Source organism: Pseudoalteromonas sp. '520P1 No. 423', from assembly GCF_001269985.1.
Classification (GTDB): Bacteria; Pseudomonadota; Gammaproteobacteria; order Enterobacterales; family Alteromonadaceae; genus Pseudoalteromonas.
The window spans coordinates 312,516-329,918 of record NZ_BBZB01000001.1 but is presented as its reverse complement, the minus strand read 5'-3'; the positions used below and the strand labels follow the sequence as shown (position 1 = coordinate 329,918).

10 protein-coding genes, 2 rRNA genes and 3 pseudogenes are annotated in these 17,403 nt (G+C 39.2%); 9 read left to right on the top strand and 6 right to left on the bottom strand.

Annotation, left to right across the window (positions count from 1 at the left end):
- Positions 1 to 14: 14 nt before the first annotated feature.
- From PSA_RS01565 to PSA_RS26725, 3 genes are all read left to right on the top strand, one after another.
- Positions 15 to 1,085 carry a saccharopine dehydrogenase gene (locus tag PSA_RS01565; protein WP_042148889.1) on the top strand — a complete coding sequence of 357 codons (1,071 nt, stop codon included), beginning with the start codon at positions 15 to 17 and terminating at the stop codon, positions 1,083 to 1,085.
- 9 nt (positions 1,086 to 1,094) lie between these two features.
- Entirely contained in the window at positions 1,095 to 2,246 is a 1,152-nt protein-coding gene (locus PSA_RS01560; RefSeq protein WP_042148886.1) for a saccharopine dehydrogenase family protein, read from the top strand.
- A gap of 325 nt (positions 2,247 to 2,571) precedes the next feature.
- Complete coding sequence (locus tag PSA_RS26725) at positions 2,572 to 2,697, top strand: hypothetical protein (RefSeq protein WP_269432749.1); 126 nt, start codon at positions 2,572 to 2,574, stop codon at positions 2,695 to 2,697.
- Between the two features lie 241 nt (positions 2,698 to 2,938).
- Here PSA_RS26725 and PSA_RS01550 read toward each other — a convergent pair whose 3' ends face one another.
- From PSA_RS01550 to PSA_RS01540, 3 genes and pseudogenes are all read right to left on the bottom strand, one after another.
- On the bottom strand, positions 2,939 to 3,490 hold the full coding sequence (locus PSA_RS01550) for an outer membrane beta-barrel protein (protein WP_042148883.1): 552 nt from the start codon (positions 3,488 to 3,490) through the stop codon (positions 2,939 to 2,941).
- A gap of 2 nt (positions 3,491 to 3,492) precedes the next feature.
- Positions 3,493 to 4,269 carry a hypothetical protein gene (locus tag PSA_RS01545; RefSeq protein ID WP_042148879.1) on the bottom strand — a complete coding sequence of 259 codons (777 nt, stop codon included), beginning with the start codon at positions 4,267 to 4,269 and terminating at the stop codon, positions 3,493 to 3,495.
- A gap of 152 nt (positions 4,270 to 4,421) precedes the next feature.
- Positions 4,422 to 5,300, bottom strand: a pseudogene (locus tag PSA_RS01540) (helix-turn-helix transcriptional regulator).
- Between the two features lie 144 nt (positions 5,301 to 5,444).
- Here PSA_RS01540 and PSA_RS01535 point away from each other — a divergent pair.
- Positions 5,445 to 5,947 (top strand): annotated as a pseudogene (locus PSA_RS01535) (DMT family transporter); the annotation flags it as partial.
- A gap of 157 nt (positions 5,948 to 6,104) precedes the next feature.
- Positions 6,105 to 6,812, top strand: a complete 708-nt coding sequence (locus PSA_RS01530) for an ABC transporter substrate-binding protein (protein ID WP_082305595.1) — start codon at positions 6,105 to 6,107, stop codon at positions 6,810 to 6,812.
- 56 nt (positions 6,813 to 6,868) lie between these two features.
- Here PSA_RS01530 and PSA_RS24245 read toward each other — a convergent pair.
- A pseudogene (locus PSA_RS24245) lies at positions 6,869 to 8,529 on the bottom strand (zinc-dependent metalloprotease); the annotation flags it as partial.
- A gap of 237 nt (positions 8,530 to 8,766) precedes the next feature.
- On the opposite strand from PSA_RS24245, the gene PSA_RS01510 reads away from it, so the two are divergent.
- Positions 8,767 to 9,387: a PolC-type DNA polymerase III gene (locus PSA_RS01510; RefSeq protein ID WP_042148875.1), complete on the top strand. Its 621-nt coding sequence runs from the start codon at positions 8,767 to 8,769 to the stop codon at positions 9,385 to 9,387.
- A 77-nt stretch (positions 9,388 to 9,464) separates the two neighbouring features.
- Here the strand turns inward: PSA_RS01510 and PSA_RS01505 are convergent, their stop codons facing one another.
- Together PSA_RS01505 and dbpA are read right to left on the bottom strand one after the other, a co-directional pair.
- Positions 9,465 to 9,794: a DUF3622 domain-containing protein gene (locus tag PSA_RS01505; RefSeq protein WP_042148873.1), complete on the bottom strand. Its 330-nt coding sequence runs from the start codon at positions 9,792 to 9,794 to the stop codon at positions 9,465 to 9,467.
- A 61-nt stretch (positions 9,795 to 9,855) separates the two neighbouring features.
- The gene (gene dbpA, locus PSA_RS01500) at positions 9,856 to 11,241 is read right to left on the bottom strand and encodes an ATP-dependent RNA helicase DbpA (RefSeq protein ID WP_042148871.1); all 1,386 of its coding nucleotides are present in this window, start codon (positions 11,239 to 11,241) and stop codon (positions 9,856 to 9,858) included.
- Positions 11,242 to 11,439: 198 nt separating this feature from the next.
- Between dbpA and PSA_RS01495 the strand changes: the two genes are divergently transcribed.
- From PSA_RS01495 to PSA_RS01485, 3 genes are all read left to right on the top strand, one after another.
- Positions 11,440 to 11,916 carry an acyl-CoA thioesterase gene (locus PSA_RS01495; protein ID WP_042148865.1) on the top strand — a complete coding sequence of 159 codons (477 nt, stop codon included), beginning with the start codon at positions 11,440 to 11,442 and terminating at the stop codon, positions 11,914 to 11,916.
- 597 nt (positions 11,917 to 12,513) lie between these two features.
- A 16S ribosomal RNA gene (locus PSA_RS01490) occupies positions 12,514 to 14,056 on the top strand.
- Positions 14,057 to 14,394: 338 nt separating this feature from the next.
- Positions 14,395 to 17,283: ribosomal RNA gene (locus tag PSA_RS01485) — 23S ribosomal RNA — on the top strand.
- The 16S and 23S rRNA genes sit together here, the layout of an rRNA operon.
- Positions 17,284 to 17,403: the final 120 nt, after the last annotated feature.

Genomic DNA, 17,403 nt, shown 5'->3' with positions numbered 1-17,403 from the left:
TGAGGTCGTTAAATATGAGTAAAGCACATATTTGGTTGCGTGCTGAAACAAAACCATTAGAAGAGCGTATTGCGCTTACCCCAAATGTAGCTAAGCAGCTTTTAGATGCTGGTTTTAAAATAACAGTTGAAGAGTCTGAGCAAAGTGCTATATCAAGCAAACCATACAGAGAAATAGGGTGTGATATACAGCCTGCACATAGTTGGCGCGAAGCACCACTTGATACCATTATTCTTGGTTTAAAAGAGCTAACGGAAGAAAAATGGCCATTAGCGCATAAACATATCCACTTTGCTCACGTATATAAAAATCAGCAAGGTTGGAAAGAAGTGCTGCAACGTTTTACTCAAGGACAAGGTCAATTATTTGATCTTGAGTATTTGGTTGATGAAAATAATCGTCGAATAGCTGCTTTTGGTTATTGGGCTGGTTTTGCCGGTGCGGCAGTTGCTTTAAAGGCATTTGCAAGGCGTTCACAACAAATGGCTCCAGTTTTACCAAAGTTAGCTTCATCAAAAAATCAAGATACATTAGTGAATGAAATTAAATCTTTATTAGCGCTGAGTGATAAACCAGTTAAAGTTTTGGTGATCGGTGCAAAAGGTCGAAGCGGTCGTGGCGCTGTTGAAATGGCCAAAAGTGTTGGTGTTCAAGTGATTGAGTGGGACATTGAAGAAACTAAAGTTGGCGGACCTTTCCCTCAACTCTTAGAATGTGATGTTGTGGTTAACTGTGTATTTGTTCAAGCTGCATTGCCACCATTTTTAACCACTGAAATGTTACATCAAGCAAATCGTAGATTATCAATTATTTGTGATGTGAGTTGTGATCCGTATGGTGATTATAATCCGCTACCAATTTACGATACATGCACAACATTTTCAGATCCGACATTGCGTTTAGTTGAAGGCGATAATCCGTTAGATTTAATTGCGATTGATCACTTACCTTCATTATTACCTGTTGAAAGCAGCGAAGATTTTTGTCAGCAATTACTACCTCATTTGTTACAACTAGATAATTTAGAGCAAGGTGTTTGGCAAAGAGCTAATCACACATTTAATCAAAAAATTAATCAAATATAAGAGAATGACATGAGCACAGTTCATTGGTTAGGCGCAGGACTATCATCACTTCCAGGTATACGCAAAGTTGCATTATCTGGACAAAAATTAGTGTTATGGAATCGAACTTTAGAAAAAGCACAACAAGCTGTTACAAGTTTAAAGATTGATATTCCAGTTAAACAACTAGATTTGTCATCATTAGAGCAAGAAATACAAGCGGGTGATGTTGTTATATCTATGTTGCCAGCAACTATGCATGTACAAGTAGCTGAAATTTGTTTGGGTCATAAAGCACATTTTGTATCGAGTAGTTATGTATCGCCTGAAATGCAGGCTTTAGATGAAAAAGCGAAAGCAGCTGATTTAAGTTTTGTAAATGAAGTTGGTTTAGATCCAGGCCTTGACCATTTATTAGCACATGCTTTAGTGGCTAAATATGAAGCATCTGAAAGCTTTGATAAAAATAATCAGCACTATTTCCGCTCATATTGTGGTGGTTTTCCAAAAGTAGCCAATGAGTTTAAATATAAATTTTCTTGGTCACCACTGGGTGTTTTAAAAGCACTGAAATCTCCAGCACAGTGGATAGGTGAAGGCGAAATAAAACAAACAGAAAAACCTTGGTTAGCATTATCAGACTTTGATGTGACTTTGGCTGATGGTTCTAAAGAGACTTTTCAGGCTTATCCAAACCGTGATTCAGTCCCATTTCAAGCGCAATATGGCTTTGCAAATGATTGGAATGTACAAGAGTTTGTGCGTGGTACGTTACGTTTAAATGGTTGGGCACAAGCATGGGAAAACTTATTCACTGAAGTTGATACATTAACTGGCGATGCGGGCATGAAACGTTTACAAGCTATCAGTGACGAACTTTGGACTAAACATCAATATGACGAAGGCGAATCAGACCGTGTAGTATTATCTGTTGAGCTTGAAGTTAAAGATCCGTCAGGTGAAAAAACAGTATTTAATGGTAGTTATGGTGTAGATGAAGCGGGCAATGAAAATGGTTCAGCTATGGCGCGTTTAGTGTCTTTAACTGTTGCTATTGCTATTGAGTCTTTAATTGCTGGTGACTTGGTTAAAGGTGTATCACCTGCACCTCATGATGAAAAAACCGTTACTAAATGGCTAGATGCTTTAACTGAGTTAAATGAACATATTTTTAGCCATTAATTTTAGTTGTTTAGTTAAACATATAATTTAATTATCTTCACAGCAGCAAATTTCCTCTTTTATTTGTTGCTTACATAACCTGAGTATTTAAGAATTGAAAAAAGAGAAATGTTGGGCTGGGAGTTAGTGTGCACTTAGCTATGCAATTTGTTATCTTATATTTTAGTTATTATACTTTTGAGAATATAAATTAAGCCTTAATTGGTCTGAATTTTCCGATAATGTATTTATCTGTTCTGTTTGAAGCAAAAAAAATAGGTCATCAATTGGGGCAAAGGCTGCTCAAAGAAACAAAAGTTAAATCAATCCATGTTATAGGTCATAGTTGTGGTGCTTTGTTGCTTTAGGTTTATGTGAAGCAGTAAAAGAGCAAAGTTCAGATATTAAAATTCAAACGACCTATTTAGATCCTGTGTCAGTTTATGCGGGGTATGGTGGAATTACGGTATAGATAAATTTGGTACTTGTGCTGATTTTAGTGATAGTTATATTGATACCCGGGACGGTGTGCCTGGTAGCAATATTAATTTACCTTATGATGTGACAGAGCTAGGAGTTAAAAATAACAATATGAAGCCACATAATTGGCCGACACAATATTATTTATCAGCCTATAGAAATAAAAAAGTCCCTTTAATAAAAGAGACTCCTCAACTTCAGAGCTATGATTTAGATAAGTTAATAACCACCCATTAAAACTTCATCGTGAAAGATAGATTCTGGCTAATAATATTTTCATGGGTTTTATTAGCAAGTGCATAATCGACTTGTTGTAACTCTAAAGTAAGTTGGCTATCTTGACCTATATTCCATAACATACCTAGCGCACTACTGGCATTAAACTTACTTTCGCTCCCTGTTAGACTAGAGTCATAATTAGCCAATGCGCCACCTAAACGCGCAGTAAAAGCAAATACATTGCCAACAGGTTTCGTAGCACGAAGCCCAATAAAACCATAATTATAGTCTTGTTTTAAAGTCACACACTCATTAGAAAATTCAGCGGAATCACAAAAACGATTTGATTCCTTGTTATGTAAAATAAATTCTGATTCAACGGCTAGCCAGTGATTTAAAATATAGCCGCCTTTTATGCCATATTTTGTATCCGGATCACCGATATTATCGTCATCTGTATGGTTAAAGCCTGCAGTAATACCTGCATACCATCGGGGCGGATGTTCTTCAGCTAAAGTGATTGTGCTGGTAAATATTAGAGGTATTAAAAGGAGTTTATTTATCATGATTAATTACCTGCCTGTAAATTTGTTAATGTAAATTTGCGAGTTGAGTGGCTACTTATTTTATAGGTACCGCCTGCAAAATTTTCATCAACTAAGCCAGTGCTCTCATTAAAAAAGTGTGCTGTGACTTCACAAGTCTCCTGCTCATACCAAGTATTGATTTGTAAGCTATTTGCAGCAATCGTTAAGCTTGTTTGGCCTAGAGTGATATCAAAATTAGGACCTGATATATCCTTAAAATCGTATGGATAAGTGTCTACTAAACATTCACCTTGAAGATATAAGGCATTTTCCTTGGCAGAAGCTAAATCCCATTCAATTATCAAATCTTCAGAACTATGGTCAATTTGTTGCGCTTCTATCGGGGTAATAAATTGAATGAAAGCGGGTAATGAAGCAGATGATTCTAAAGTATTACCGTTTGAACGCTCAAATATAACTGCAAACTGATCACCACTTAATAAGCGGGATTCTAATTGGCTCTTGTCTATATAAGTAGTGAAATTATGATGGGAGTCGGCTAAAGATGACCTTTGTACATTTAGTTCAAATTTTTTATCGCTGTTTATTGTCAAAAACTGTTTTTCATTTTCAGAGGAAAAGTAAATGACATCATTAGAATAGTATTCACTTTTAGCTTTAATACTATCTTGTGTTGCTATGATATCTATATGTTGGAATATTGTTTGCTCTGGATATTTGGTCGAGGGGTTATCGCCACAGCCGGTAATAATGCTAGGTAAAAATAATAAACCAGCTAGCTTTACAAAGTGATTCATTTTATTAAATGTCTCCTTACATTGAGTTGTCACGACCCTACTTTAGGGGTTATTAAACCATGTTATCGGATGCGAATAGAAATTAATACCAGTGTAGGGAAGAGAATTGTATGTTTTTGTAAAGAATTCATTATTTTATTTATATCAGCTGGTTAGGCTTGTTTTCTAAATTCTCTCGGGGAAATTCCTATAAGTTTTTTAAAGTAACGGCCTATATGGCTTTGATTTGAAAAACCAACTTCTAATGCAATGTCAGCTAAATTTTGTGTTGAGTGTAGTAGGGCATTTTTAACATGGCGGATTCTTACTTTCATTAAATATTCTTGTGGTGTTTGCGCTAGGCTTTCTTTAAACATTCTACAAAAATGATACTCACTTAATTGTGCTAATTCAGCCCATTCAGATAGGTATATTTGTCTTTGATAATTTGCATGAATGTAATCACACACAAGAGTGCATACCCTAGGAGATAATCCGCCTTTTAAAGGTTTTTTTAATTTTGTATTTCCCATGTTTTGTAACATGGAAATTAAAATGGTATCTGTGACTTGTTCCATTGCCAACTGCATATCATTGGTATGCCAATTAGCTGCTGCCATATTGTGGCGAAATAAAGCTTCTAAACCTAAGTCTTGGGTAAAAGTGAGTTCAGGTAGTTGCACTGTTCTAGGGTCGATATCAAGTACGCTCAGCGCTAACCTTTTAATGTAAGCATCATCAAAATATAAGTGCATGAACTCCTATCTATCGCCTAATTGCCATTGGCTATCTGCGCCTTTTGGCATTAAACAAAACTTACCTGGTGCGCCTTTATTGGCTTTAATATCAGTTCGAAAGGTATTATATCCGCCAGTTAAATACATGCTCAGCGTATGTTGATTATTATTCTCATAGTATAAATGTTCATCTTTATTACGCTAATGCGCCCAAGTTAAACCATGTGTTAAAGACTTTTGCCTAACACAGGTTTTTTTTGACAGCTCAAAACTAATCGGTTTTTTGTTGAGTGGCTTTTCGATATTCGCATTCATATATAAACAGTAACTGTTAACCATAAAGGGCTCAAGTGTTCAGGAAATAATAACCGCAATATTGTGTTAGTTTTCAAAATATCGTGACAGAAAAGCTTGGCATATAGATTCATAATATTTTTTTATTATGTATTGGGGAATGGAATGACAGCTTTTTTATATGCATTAATGATTTTTGTATGGGGGTTTTCTTGGATTGCTATTAAGTGGCAACAAGGCAGTACGCCAATGGAAGTTTCTATTTTATATCGCTTTTTATTTGCTGCGATAGTGATATTTATTATCGGAAAAGCATTTATAAGCTGCAATCGGTGAAAGTAACAGACCAAAAGTTTTTCGCTGTTCAGGGGGCGTGTTTATTTTGTTGTAACTTTTTATTTTTTTATAGCTCTACATCTTATATTGCCAGTGGTTTAACGGCTGTTGTTATGGCGACTGCACCTATTTTTAATGCGATTCACGGTCGAATTTTTTATGGCACAAAAACTAACAATAATTTTTGGCTTGGAGTGATAATTGGTTTAACGGGTATTAGTTTGTTATTTGCTGGCGATTTTATGCAAACCAATTTATCTAAAGAGGTTTTGCTAGGTTGGTTTTACGCGATAGCTGGAACTTGGTGTTTTTCTATTGGTAATATGATCACACAAATCAAAAAGCCGATATATAAATATTTTATTAAATCCAATAAATTTAAAATGTTAATTTAATGGTTTGCCTTAATTATTTCATATTATATTTTGGGTAATACAGAGCATTTTTACTATACTTCAATACTATGTAATAACTCTTTATTTAAGGCTAATGAATTTTAGAATTATTTTCACATTTTTACTTTTTAGTCCGATACTTAATGCAGTAGAGCCTGTTAGGTTTGTTGTGCCAAACTTTCCCCCGTATATGTATCAAAAAAATGGTGAATTAACGGGTGAGGGAGTTTCTAGGGTGTCTAAAATATTAAAAAAGGCAGCAATTCCATTTAGTTTTAAACTCACCACAGATTATGACCGTGCAATATATGAGGTTAAGTCGGGTTATTCTGATGGCTTTTTTCTAGCCTCAAAAAATGACGAAAGAGATAAGATTGCGGTATTTACAAAGCCTGTTATGCAAAATGTTTGGTGTTGGTTTTTGCTTCGTACATCAAATTTAGATCCTGACTCGGCTAAATTTAAATTGGCTAATGTAGGCACTATATCAAATACCAATACGCATAAATGGTTAAGTAAAAATAAGTTTGCATCTGTATCAGGTGTTTTAGAGCCGGATACACTTTTGAAAATGCTCAGTAAAGGAAGGTTAGATGCAATTTTTTTATCTGAAGCTGTTTTTTTAGAAGCAATAGATAAACTAGGGCATTCAAGAAGCTATTATAAAACTGTAGTTCAAAAAGTGAGACCTTTTGGTATGTATTTATCAAAAGGTTATTTAGCTCAAAACCCTGAAGCATTAGAGACTATTAATAAAGCGATTGAAACTTTATACCCAGCTAAATTTAAAACTCTAAAATAAAAAATGCACTTAATATTCTTATATTAAGTGCATTTAATTCTGTAACTTTTAAAAGTTTAAGCTTCTAAAGCTTTTTTGATGATGAGATTTAAATATGCTTTGTGCGCTTTAGTTGAATTATCAGCACCCCAAGGAGCATCTTGACCAGCAATAGTTTGTAATTGATACAGCGTAGATGTTTTAGCTAAATTATCATAAGCTGATTTTTACCTATGCTTGCGATTTTAATTAACCTTTGTACATATTCAATTTGCAGGTTTTGGCTCATCGAATTAACTGACTTTCCATCAACAAATATTGAAGATGTTAAATCTTTCATAAAGCTTGTTAAGCTGTAATCATTACCATATAAACCAGTATCAGAAATACGTTGTAATACATATTTAGCTAATGCATTCATTGCCGCTTTTTGTATAGCCTTTGGTACTGGCGTATAAGGTTTTGATGCAGCTTTGCTATCAACAAAATTACGCTCAACATATACGCCACCTACTTGGTGTGATATTACTTCAGCTTGTTTTTTGTATTGTCCGTATAACACATTTGCTGAAATCAGCAGTTTCATCTTCTAATGCCGTTGAATAACCGTATTCAATAGCCCAGTTATCTTATGGCTCAGGTTTTACTTGGAAGTAATCGCTTTGAGTTACACCTACAGGAGCTACATTTGCTGGCGTGTAATCCATCACTGAACCAGTTAAAATGCCTTTTGTAAGTGATTTATCGTGAACTTCTTTTTCATCCCACATGATAGAGGCTTTCATATTATGGTTAAGCCCTAATGTATGGTCAACTTCATGCAATATCAGCATGCGAAGGCCTTCATCCAATAATGCTTTTTCTTGGATAGATGAACCATTTTCTAATGTTTTACCTAACATCATGCCCTGCTGCAGGTCATGACCCGCACTACAGTTTAGACCCTCGATTTGCGCTGTCATATCAGTTAGGCTCGCAGCACCTTGACTATATAGCTTATCGTATATACCAGTGATCTTTCATAAATACGAATTCCAACATGATGTCGGCACCCAATATTTCACCGGTAAGTGGATTTGCTAATGATGGGCCGTAACCACCAAATGACGGGCGAGGAGACGAAGTCCAGCGTAATACATTGTAATTTATATCACCTGCATCCCACTTAGCATCATCTGGTTGCACTTTTACTTGAATCGCATTTTTAAAACCTGCTTTCTCAAATGAAATATTCCAATCTAGCACTGCTTCTTCAATTGTTTTGCGCCATTCATGAGGCGTTGTATTTTCTATCCACCAAACAATTGGTTTTACAGGCTCAGATAATGCAGCTGAAGGATCTTTTTTCGTTAAATCCCAACGATTAATCACATCTTGATAAGGTGGCCATTCGCTTGATGTCATTTGATCGTATTGTTGAGTGAAATAACCAATACGCGCATCATCTAATCGTGGTTTAAAATTATTTTTAGGTAGCTCTACAAATGAATGTTGTATTTTGATTGAAACTGAACGGGGATCGGTAACTGCATTTGAGCCGTAAACCTTAGGGTTACTATTATTAAATACATAATCTACAACAACATCTACGTTATTTTTTATCGTTAAGTTTGCTTAAATTAAAACGTTTTTTATCATTTAAACGCGCCCAAGGTGATACTTTATGTAAAGCTTCACTTAAAAATAGCTTATCAACTTTCAGTGCTATTTGGCCTTCTTCTTCTTCTTCTTTTTCTATTTATCAGCTGCGTAAGCTGTACTACTTCCTGCAATAGCGAGCGCAAGTGCTAAAGAAATACTGGTAAATTTCATTTCTCGCTTCCTTTTCAATGTGTGTCAATATTTTTACAGGATTAAGTTACACACTTTAGTTAAGGTTAACAAAACGTAAACGTAAGGAAATGTTAATTCAATAAATTAGCTCAGGTAGTGGGATAAGCGTAAAATGCAAGAAACTCTCCGGTAGAAATTAAATATGGCATTAAAAAATACAGCTAGCTCTTTAGTGATACTCGATTTTGAAACAACAGGTTTATCACCCAATATGGGCGATCGCGCTATCGAAATTGGTGCCGTACGTATTGAAAATGGGCTGATAACAGATTCTTTCAGTCAATTAATGGATCCTGGTTTTCAAATTACTGGTTTTATTGAAGATTACACCGGTATTAGTAATCAAATGCTAAAAGGCATGCCCTCTTGTGCAGAAGTAATGGATGAGTTTGCCAATTTTATTGGTGATTCAAATTTAATAGCCCACAACGCATCATTTGATAAACGATTTTTAGATGCTGAATTACAGCAAATTTCACGAAGTTATTCTGGTGAGTTTGCTTGCTCTATGTTATTAGCGCGACGGATTTATCAAGATGCACCAACACATAAGTTGGGAGATTTAATTAGATATAAAAATATTCCTGCTGATGGCGGTTTTCACCGAGCATTATTTGATTCGCAAATGACAGCCAAGCTTTGGGTAGCAATGTTGGAAGATATAAGGTTAGATTATGATTTAACTGATATTCCATTTTCATTAGTGAAAAAACTAGTGAAAACACCTAAGCAGGCAGTCCATGAATTATTAAAAAATTGGTAAGGATAAAATTAGTAGGGTACTTAAAAGAATAGGTTGAAATACAGTGTGTATTTCAACCCTTTGAGTAAGAAGAGCTATTACTCTTGGTCTTCTTCTCTTTCTTCTTCAGCAGCAAGGCGTGCAGCTAAACGCTTTGCTTTGTATTCTTCTTCTTTCTCGATAGCTTGCGCTTCAAGTTCATTACGAACAACACGCTTTTCAGCTTTACGCTTATTACGCTCTTGTAAGTTTTGTAAGAATACTTCTAATTGCTCTTTACCCCATTGCTCAGCGGCTTCTTGAGATTCAAAACCTTTTTTACGCTTAGAAACGCTTGTTTTTCTCGCTGAAACACGACGAGTAATTTCTGCGTGCCATTTTTCGCCATCTTGAATTACTTTGTAATCAAATTTCTTTTCTTGTGCCATGTCTTTTATTTCCTAAATTCTGTGTATTTAATATGTGTTTATTTTGAAGGTGATAAGTGTTTTATCTAACACGTCTAACTCTAAATGAGCGACCTTTTAATTTACCTTCAGATAATTTTGCAAGGGCTGGTTTTGACGCATCTTTATGTACTGCAACATATGCCCAGTTATCAAACATATTGATTTTGCCAACTTGTTTGCCAGCAATACCGTTTTTACCTGTCAATGCGCCTAAAATATCTCCAGGACGTACTTTTTGTTTTTTACCGCCATCAATTTGCAATGTCACCATGTCTGGTTTATAACCTGGTTTTTCCAATATGCTAAATGGCGGCAATACCGAAAGATCGAACTCTTTATCCATATACTCAGATACTTTTTCAAAGCGATGTGTTTCTGTTTCAATGAAAATAGAGTGCGCTGTGCCTTTTTTACCTGCACGGCCAGTACGACCAATGCGATGTACATGTACTTCTGGATCACGAACGACTTCAAAGTTAATCACCATATCAAGTGAATCAACATCTAGACCACGCGCTGCTACATCAGTTGCAACTAATATACATACGCTTTTATTGGTAAAGCGGACTAAGGTCTGGTCCCTGTCTCTTTGCTCTAAATCACCGTTTAAAGCTAAGGCGCTTAAACCAAAGTTATTAAGTTCATCTGAAATTCTTTGTGTTTCAACTTTTGTATTACAAAATACAACACAGCTCTCTGGACGGTGCTTTAAAAGTAATAAACGAAGTGCGACTAAGCGTTGTTTATTATTTTCTACTTTATAAAAATATTGACGAATATTAGTATTGTTATCAGAAGAAGCAACTTTCACCATAACAGGATCAACCATGATATGTTCAGATACTGTTTTGATAGAATCAGGGAATGTAGCACTGAATAATAAAGTCTGGCGGTTATCTGGTGTCGCATCTGTTATTGCATCAATCGCAGATTCAAAACCCATTTCTAACATGCGATCAGCTTCATCAAGTACTAAAGTCGTCACATTGTCTAAATTTAATGTGCCGCGATGTAAGTGATCTTCAATTCGACCTGGCGTTCCTACAATAATATGAGCCCCATGCTCTAAAGAACCAACTTGTGGACCAAAAGGCATACCACCACAAATAGTTAAAACTTTAATGTTATGAATACTACGCGCTAATTTACGAATTTCTTTAGCAACTTGATCGGCTAATTCACGAGTAGGACAAAGTACCAATGATTGAATTCTAAATTGTTTAACTCTTAATTTCTCTAATATACCTAAACCAAAAGCAGCGGTTTTTCCTGAACCAGTTTTTCCTTGTGCGATCACATCTTTACCCGCAAGAACATGGGGTAGACTTTCGGCTTGAATTTGCGTCATATTGTTATAACCCAGAGAAGAGAGGTTCTCTATTAGGGCCGGTTGTAACTTAACGGATGTAAAGGTGGTTTGACTCAAGGTGTTTTTCCTATAATTGATCTGTTATGACCTGTATATAATAGACCTTGAGTACAAAGCTGTACTTTTAGGCCGTTTTGACCCTGTATAATATCAGATTTATAGCTTTATGCTTTGACTAAGTTTGTTCTATTATTAAATAATAGTTTATATAGTTGAAAAATAGCTTAATTCATTAAGCATTATTGAGAGCAAATCATGAAAAAACCACAGCGCGATATAACATTGAGATTTTTAGCAGAGCCGCAAGATGTTAACTTTGGAGGCAAAGTACATGGTGGTGCAGTAATGAAATGGATAGATTTAGCTGCTTACGCATGTTCTGCAGGTTGGAGTGGGCGTTACTGTGTTACGGCTTATGCCGGTGGTATTCGATTTGTGGCACCTATACATGTCGGTAGTTTAGTTGAAGTTGAAGCTAAAGTTATTTATACAGGTACTTCTTCTATGCATATTGCATTAGAAGTAACAGCCTGCGACCCAAAATCATTGAATAGACGTATTACAACACATTGTATTGTAATTATGGTGGCAGTTGATGAAACGGGTCAAAAGATCGAAATACCTAAATGGATCCCAGAAACTGAAGCTGATATTAAGCAGCATGATACTGCAATACGATTAATGGAAATGCGTAAGCAAATCGGCGAAGAAATGGAAATATTTGTAAAATAGTTACTAAATCTAAATCTCTTACAGAGATAAAGCCGAGTTTACTGACTTTATTTAATAGAAACGTCCTATTTTAGGACGTTTTGTATATATAATGAGCGAACGGCAAGTAATATCAACTTATCTTTAAAAAACACTTGCGCAGAATTTAAAAATGCCTATACTGCGCCTCCACCGACACAGACGGCAAGCAACATTCTAAAAAGGATGTAGCGATATCGAATGATGTTGGAAGGAGATTTATCTCCAAAAAGTTTGAATCAGATTTAAAGTTAAAAAATTAATTTTAAATTAACCATTGACTCAAAATTTTTAAGGTGTATTATGCACCTCCGCTTCGAAGCACAGCTTCAAAGCAACGTTCTTTAACAATAAGTAATCATCTGTGTGGGCACTCTTGCAGATTGAGTTCTAAAGTCACTTTTCGAAGTGACACAAAATTAGAGTCTCATTAAAATCTGTTCACTTAATCCTTTTAGGAAAGAGCGAGTGACTACACAGTCATATGCGACGTTAAGTTTAACTTTGTTAAATTTAATATCAAAAACAGAATTCATTGAGCTGTCTCATCTATTTTATAGACAAAGACAAAAAACTTTTTAATTGAAGAGTTTGATCATGGCTCAGATTGAACGCTGGCGGCAGGCCTAACACATGCAAGTCGAGCGGTAACAGAGATAGCTTGCTATCTGCTGACGAGCGGCGGACGGGTGAGTAATGCTTGGGAATATGCCTTTAGGTGGGGGACAACAGTTGGAAACGACTGCTAATACCGCATGATGTCTACGGACCAAAGTGGGGGACCTTCGGGCCTCACGCCTAAAGATTAGCCCAAGTGGGATTAGCTAGTTGGTTGAGGTAAAGGCTCACCAAGGCGACGATCCCTAGCTGGTTTGAGAGGATGATCAGCCACACTGGAACTGAGACACGGTCCAGACTCCTACGGGAGGCAGCAGTGGGGAATATTGCACAATGGGCGCAAGCCTGATGCAGCCATGCCGCGTGTGTGAAGAAGGCCCTAGGGTTGTAAAGCACTTTCAGCGAGGAGGAAAGGTTATAGTTTAATAGACTATAGCTGTGACGTTACTCGCAGAAGAAGCACCGGCTAACTTCGTGCCAGCAGCCGCGGTAATACGAGGGGTGCAAGCGTTAATCGGAATTACTGGGCGTAAAGCGTACGCAGGCGGTTTGTTAAGCGAGATGTGAAAGCCCCGGGCTCAACCTGGGAACTGCATTTCGAACTGGCAGACTAGAGTATGATAGAGGGTGGTAGAATTTCAGGTGTAGCGGTGAAATGCGTAGAGATCTGAAGGAATACCGATGGCGAAGGCAGCCACCTGGGTCAATACTGACGCTCATGTACGAAAGCGTGGGGAGCAAACGGGATTAGATACCCCGGTAGTCCACGCCGTAAACGATGTCTACTAGGAGCTGGAATCTTCGGATGACTTTTCCAAAGCTAACGCATTAAGTAGACCGCCTGGGGAGTACGGCCGCAAGGTTAAAACTCAAATGAATTGACGGGGGCCCGCACAAGCGGTGGAGCATGTGGTTTAATTCGATGCAACGCGAAGAACCTTACCTACACTTGACATCCAGAGAAGAGACTAGAGATAGACTTGTGCCTTCGGGAACTCTGAGACAGGTGCTGCATGGCTGTCGTCAGCTCGTGTTGTGAGATGTTGGGTTAAGTCCCGCAACGAGCGCAACCCCTATCCTTAGTTGCTAGCAGGTAATGCTGAGAACTCTAGGGAGACTGCCGGTGATAAACCGGAGGAAGGTGGGGACGACGTCAAGTCATCATGGCCCTTACGTGTAGGGCTACACACGTGCTACAATGGCAGGTACAGAGTGCTGCGAGCTCGCGAGGGTAAGCGAATCACTTAAAGCCTGTCGTAGTCCGGATTGGAGTCTGCAACTCGACTCCATGAAGTCGGAATCGCTAGTAATCGCGGATCAGAATGCCGCGGTGAATACGTTCCCGGGCCTTGTACACACCGCCCGTCACACCATGGGAGTGGGTTGCTCCAGAAGTGGCTAGTCTAACTGCTTGCAGAGGACGGTCACCACGGAGTGATTCATGACTGGGGTGAAGTCGTAACAAGGTAGCCCTAGGGGAACCTGGGGCTGGATCACCTCCTTATACGAAAGAACTGGTTTGCATGCCAGTGTCCACACAGATGATTATTAAATAGTTTGTTCTTTGGAATGAATTATTTATGTGCTCTTTAAAAATTTGGAAAGCTGATATAAAAATTCTAATAAATGTTTATTAAACATTTATTAAGAGTTTTCAAAAAGTAAAAGAAACGAATGATAGCCATGTTATGGTGATGCATTCATGCCAATTTATTGTTTACTTATTTATAAGTAATTAATGATTGGCATCTACTTTAGTATTCAAAACATTAACTTCTGGCGAAGTTAACTGTCACGAAATAATACAGCACATTGTAGTTGTAAAACTATTTTGGGTTGTATGGTTAAGTGAATAAGCGTACACGGTGGATGCCTTGGCAGTTGGAGGCGATGAAGGACGTATTAACTTGCGATAAGCTAAGTCGAGCTAGTAAAAAGCACTTGAGACTTAGATTTCCGAATGGGGAAACCCACCTATTTATAGGTATCGTTAACTGAATACATAGGTTAACGAGGCGAACGCGGAGAACTGAAACATCTAAGTACCCGTAGGAACAGAAATCAACCGAGATTTCGAAAGTAGCGGCGAGCGAAATCGAAACAGCCCTTAAGCTTTATTGTAGTTAGTAGAATGCTCTGGAAAGTGCAACGATACAAGGTGATAGTCCTGTATACGAAAACTTATATAAAGTGAAATCGAGTAGGTCGGGACACGTGATATCCTGACTGAATATGGGGGGACCATCCTCCAAGGCTAAATACTCCCAACTGACCGATAGTGAACCAGTACCGTGAGGGAAAGGCGAAAAGAACCCCTGTGAGGGGAGTGAAATAGAACCTGAAACCGTGTACGTACAAGCAGTAGGAGCAAAGCTTTGCTTTGTGACTGCGTACCTTTTGTATAATGGGTCAGCGACTTATATTTTGTAGCGAGGTTAACCGAATAGGGGAGCCGTAGGGAAACCGAGTCTTAACTGGGCGACTAGTTGCAGGGTATAGACCCGAAACCCGGTGATCTAGCCATGGGCAGGTTGAAGGTTGAGTAACATCAACTGGAGGACCGAACCCACTTACGTTGAAAAGTGAGGGGATGACTTGTGGCTAGGAGTGAAAGGCTAATCAAACCGGGAGATAGCTGGTTCTCCCCGAAATCTATTTAGGTAGAGCCTCGGATGAATACTGACGGGGGTAGAGCACTGTTTGGGCTAGGGGGTCATCCCGACTTACCAACCCCATGCAAACTCCGAATACCGTTAAGTAATATCCGGGAGACACACGGCGGGTGCTAACGTCCGTCGTGAAGAGGGAAACAACCCAGAGCGCCATCTAAGGTCCCAAAGTGTATGTTAAGTGGGAAACGATGTGGAAAGGCCCAGACAGCCAGGAGGTTGGCTTAGAAGCAGCCACCCTTTAAAGAAAGCGTAATAGCTCACTGGTCGAGTCGGTCTGCGCGGAAGATGTAACGGGGCTAAACATACCACCGAAGATGCGCCTGCGTACTTTGTATGCGGGGTAGGGGAGCGTTCTGTAAGCCGTTGAAGGTGTACCGGGAGGTATGCTGGAGGTATCAGAAGTGCGAATGCTGACATGAGTAACGATAATGGGGGTGAAAAACCCCCACGCCGGAAGACCAAGGGTTCCTATCCCATGTTAATCAGGGTAGGGTGAGTCGACTCCTAAGGCGAGGCCGAAAGGCGTAGTCGATGGGAAACGGGTTAATATTCCCGTACTTATTATGAATGCGAAGGGGGGACGGAGCAGGCTAAACAAGCATGGCGTTGGTTGTCCATGTGAAAGTGCGTAGGCTGATGACTTAGGTAAATCCGGGTTGTCATTAAGGCTGAGACACGAGACGAGTCACTACGGTGATGAAGTTGTTGGTGCCATACTTCCAGGAAAAGCCTCTAAGCTTCAGTTTATAATGAATCGTACCCCAAACCGACACAGGTGGTCAGGTAGAGAATACTAAGGCGCTTGAGAGAACTCGGGTGAAGGAACTAGGCAAAATTGTACCGTAACTTCGGGAGAAGGTACGCCAACATTAGGTGAAGCGCTTTACGTGTGGAGCTGAAGTTGGTCTCAGAAACTAGGTGGCTGGGACTGTTTATTAAAAACACAGCACTGTGCAAAATCGAAAGATGACGTATACGGTGTGACACCTGCCCGGTGCCGGAAGGTTAATTGATGGGGTTATCTTCGGAGAAGCTCTTGATCGAAGCCCCGGTAAACGGCGGCCGTAACTATAACGGTCCTAAGGTAGCGAAATTCCTTGTCGGGTAAGTTCCGACCTGCACGAATGGTGTAACCATGGCCACGCTGTCTCCACCCGAGACTCAGTGAAATTGAAATCGCAGTGAAGATGCTGTGTACCCGCGGCTAGACGGAAAGACCCCGTGAACCTTTACTACAGCTTGGCACTGAACATTGAACCTACATGTGTAGGATAGGTGGGAGACTTTGAAGTAGCGTCGCTAGATGTTATGGAGTCGTCCTTGAAATACCACCCTTGTAGTTTTGATGTTCTAACGTAGGTCCCTAAGCGGGATTGCGGACAGTGCCTGGTGGGTAGTTTGACTGGGGCGGTCTCCTCCCAAAGAGTAACGGAGGAGCACGAAGGTTTGCTAAGTACGGTCGGACATCGTACGGTTAGTGTAATGGTAGAAGCAAGCTTAACTGCGAGACAGACACGTCGAGCAGGTACGAAAGTAGGTCATAGTGATCCGGTGGTTCTGAATGGAAGGGCCATCGCTCAACGGATAAAAGGTACTCCGGGGATAACAGGCTGATACCGCCCAAGAGTTCATATCGACGGCGGTGTTTGGCACCTCGATGTCGGCTCATCACATCCTGGGGCTGAAGTCGGTCCCAAGGGTATGGCTGTTCGCCATTTAAAGTGGTACGCGAGCTGGGTTTAGAACGTCGTGAGACAGTTCGGTCCCTATCTGCCGTGGGCGTTTGAGAATTGAGAGGGGTTGCTCCTAGTACGAGAGGACCGGAGTGAACGAACCGCTGGTGTTCGGGTTGTCATGCCAATGGCATTGCCCGGTAGCTACGTTCGGAACTGATAAGCGCTGAAAGCATCTAAGCGCGAAGCAGGCCTCGAGATGATTTCTCACTAGTGCTATAAGCACTCTGAAGGGCCGTTGGAGACTACAACGTTGATAGGCAAGGTGTGTAAGGGTTGTGAGGCCTTGAGCTAACTTGTACTAATTACCCGTGAGGCTTAACCATACAACGCCAAAGTGGTTTTGTGTGTGATAGAAACAAGCAAGAAGTTGGTGTTAACTAAAGTAGAATACTTTTACGATATCTGTATCAGCAGACTGAATTTATTAAAGAAAACAAGAACAA

Bases quoted from the DNA above. Each gene is read 5' to 3' on its own strand.
- PSA_RS01565 (WP_042148889.1), top strand. From the start codon at position 15: ATGAGTAAAGCACATATTTGGTTGCGTGCTGAAACAAAACCATTAGAA.
- PSA_RS01560 (WP_042148886.1), top strand. From the start codon at position 1,095: ATGAGCACAGTTCATTGGTTAGGCGCAGGACTATCATCACTTCCAGGT.
- PSA_RS01550 (WP_042148883.1), bottom strand. From the start codon at position 3,490: ATGATAAATAAACTCCTTTTAATACCTCTAATATTTACCAGCACAATC.
- PSA_RS01545 (WP_042148879.1), bottom strand. From the start codon at position 4,269: ATGAATCACTTTGTAAAGCTAGCTGGTTTATTATTTTTACCTAGCATT.
- PSA_RS01530 (WP_082305595.1), top strand. From the start codon at position 6,105: ATGAATTTTAGAATTATTTTCACATTTTTACTTTTTAGTCCGATACTT.
- PSA_RS01510 (WP_042148875.1), top strand. From the start codon at position 8,767: ATGGCATTAAAAAATACAGCTAGCTCTTTAGTGATACTCGATTTTGAA.
- PSA_RS01505 (WP_042148873.1), bottom strand. From the start codon at position 9,794: ATGGCACAAGAAAAGAAATTTGATTACAAAGTAATTCAAGATGGCGAA.
- PSA_RS01495 (WP_042148865.1), top strand. From the start codon at position 11,440: ATGAAAAAACCACAGCGCGATATAACATTGAGATTTTTAGCAGAGCCG.